The sequence below is a fragment of the Serratia sp. BFP-2025 genome (assembly GCF_050880365.1).
Taxonomy (GTDB): domain Bacteria; phylum Pseudomonadota; class Gammaproteobacteria; order Enterobacterales; family Enterobacteriaceae; genus Serratia; species Serratia surfactantfaciens.
This window is the reverse complement of sequence record NZ_JBPAFV010000011.1, coordinates 1-3,083: the sequence shown is the minus strand read 5'-3', so window position 1 is coordinate 3,083 and position 3,083 is coordinate 1. Positions and strand designations below refer to the sequence as shown.

Sequence of the window (3,083 nt, the reverse complement as noted above, 5' to 3'; positions counted from 1 at the left end):
TTGCTCTTTAACAATCTGGAACAAGCTGAAAATTGAAACATGACGGCTGAAATTTATCCCTCCGTAGATGTATTGGGATGAAGAGTAACCTGTCATAGAGTCTCTCAAATGTTTGCAGCACGAACGATGGAAACATCTTCGGGTTGTGAGGTTAAGTGACTAAGCGTACACGGTGGATGCCTAGGCAGTCAGAGGCGATGAAGGGCGTGCTAATCTGCGAAAAGCGTCGGTAAGGTGATATGAACCGTTACAACCGGCGATACCCGAATGGGGAAACCCAGTGTGTTTCGACACACTATCATGTCATGAATACATAGTGGCATGAGGCGAACCGGGGGAACTGAAACATCTAAGTACCCCGAGGAAAAGAAATCAACCGAGATTCCCCCAGTAGCGGCGAGCGAACGGGGAGGAGCCCAGAACCTGAATCGGCTTGTGTGTTAGTGGAAGCGTCTGGAAAGTCGCGCAGCAAAGGGTGATAGCCCCGTACACTAAAATGCACAGGTCGTGAGTTCGATGAGTAGGGCGGGACACGTGACATCCTGTCTGAATATGGGGGGACCATCCTCCAAGGCTAAATACTCCTGACTGACCGATAGTGAACCAGTACCGTGAGGGAAAGGCGAAAAGAACCCCGGCGAGGGGAGTGAAATAGAACCTGAAACCGTGTACGTACAAGCAGTGGGAGCACCTTCGTGGTGTGACTGCGTACCTTTTGTATAATGGGTCAGCGACTTATATTTTGTAGCAAGGTTAACCGTATAGGGGAGCCGTAGGGAAACCGAGTCTTAACTGGGCGAATAGTTGCAAGGTATAGACCCGAAACCCGGTGATCTAGCCATGGGCAGGTTGAAGGTTGGGTAACACTAACTGGAGGACCGAACCGACTAATGTTGAAAAATTAGCGGATGACTTGTGGCTGGGGGTGAAAGGCCAATCAAACCGGGAGATAGCTGGTTCTCCCCGAAAGCTATTTAGGTAGCGCCTCGTGAACTCATCTTCGGGGGTAGAGCACTGTTTCGGCTAGGGGGCCATCCCGGCTTACCAAACCGATGCAAACTCCGAATACCGAAGAATGTTATCACGGGAGACACACGGCGGGTGCTAACGTCCGTCGTGAAGAGGGAAACAACCCAGACCGCCAGCTAAGGTCCCAAAGTCATGGTTAAGTGGGAAACGATGTGGGAAGGCATAGACAGCCAGGATGTTGGCTTAGAAGCAGCCATCATTTAAAGAAAGCGTAATAGCTCACTGGTCGAGTCGGCCTGCGCGGAAGATGTAACGGGGCTAAACCATGCACCGAAGCTGCGGCAGCGACGCTTAGCGTTGTTGGGTAGGGGAGCGTTCTGTAAGCCGTTGAAGGTGGCCTGTGAGGGTTGCTGGAGGTATCAGAAGTGCGAATGCTGACATAAGTAACGATAAAGCGGGTGAAAAGCCCGCTCGCCGGAAGACCAAGGGTTCCTGTCCAACGTTAATCGGGGCAGGGTGAGTCGACCCCTAAGGCGAGGCTGAAAAGCGTAGTCGATGGGAAACAGGTTAATATTCCTGTACTTGGTGTTACTGCGAAGGGGGGACGGAGAAGGCTAGGCTAGCCGGGCGACGGTTGTCCCGGTTTAAGCGTGTAGGGGGTGTGACCTGGTAAATCCGGTTGCATATCAACCCTGAGGCGTGATGACGATGCACTACGGTGCAGAAGTAGTTGATGCCCTGCTTCCAGGAAAATCCTCTAAGCTCCAGGTAACATTAAATCGTACCCCAAACCGACACAGGTGGTCAGGTAGAGAATACCAAGGCGCTTGAGAGAACTCGGGTGAAGGAACTAGGCAAAATGGTGCCGTAACTTCGGGAGAAGGCACGCTGGCATGTAGGTGAAGTCCCTTGCGGATGGAGCTGAAGCCAGTCGAAGATACCAGCTGGCTGCAACTGTTTAATAAAAACACAGCACTGTGCAAACACGAAAGTGGACGTATACGGTGTGACGCCTGCCCGGTGCTGGAAGGTTAATTGATGGGGTCAGCCGCAAGGCGAAGCTCTTGATCGAAGCCCCAGTAAACGGCGGCCGTAACTATAACGGTCCTAAGGTAGCGAAATTCCTTGTCGGGTAAGTTCCGACCTGCACGAATGGCGTAATGATGGCCAGGCTGTCTCCACCCGAGACTCAGTGAAATTGAACTCGCTGTGAAGATGCAGTGTACCCGCGGCAAGACGGAAAGACCCCGTGAACCTTTACTATAGCTTGACACTGAACATTGAGCCTTGATGTGTAGGATAGGTGGGAGGCTTTGAAGCGTGGACGCCAGTCTGCGTGGAGCCATCCTTGAAATACCACCCTTTAATGTTTGATGTTCTAACTCTGCCCCGTGATCCGGGGTGAGGACAGTGTCTGGTGGGTAGTTTGACTGGGGCGGTCTCCTCCCAAAGAGTAACGGAGGAGCACGAAGGTTAGCTAATCACGGTCGGACATCGTGAGGTTAGTGCAAAGGCATAAGCTAGCTTGACTGCGAGAGTGACGGCTCGAGCAGGTACGAAAGTAGGTCTTAGTGATCCGGTGGTTCTGAATGGAAGGGCCATCGCTCAACGGATAAAAGGTACTCCGGGGATAACAGGCTGATACCGCCCAAGAGTTCATATCGACGGCGGTGTTTGGCACCTCGATGTCGGCTCATCACATCCTGGGGCTGAAGTAGGTCCCAAGGGTATGGCTGTTCGCCATTTAAAGTGGTACGCGAGCTGGGTTTAGAACGTCGTGAGACAGTTCGGTCCCTATCTGCCGTGGGCGTTGGAAGATTGAGAGGGGTTGCTCCTAGTACGAGAGGACCGGAGTGAACGCACCACTGGTGTTCGGGTTGTCATGCCAATGGCATTGCCCGGTAGCTAAGTGCGGAAAAGATAAGCGCTGAAAGCATCTAAGCGCGAAACTTGCCTCAAGATGAGTCTTCCCTGGACCTTTAAGGTCCCTGAAGGAACGTTTAAGACTAAGACGTTGATAGGCTGGGTGTGTAAGTGCAGCGATGCATTGAGCTAACCAGTACTAATGATCCGTGAGGCTTAACCTTACAACACCGAAGGTGTTTTTAGAGAGA

General features: G+C 52.2%; 1 rRNA gene. It reads left to right on the top strand.

Annotated elements, in window-relative coordinates:
- Positions 1–149 precede the first annotated feature (149 nt).
- Positions 150–3,056, top strand: a 23S ribosomal RNA gene (locus ACRAWE_RS24320).
- The last annotated feature ends 27 nt before the right edge of the window (positions 3,057–3,083 follow it).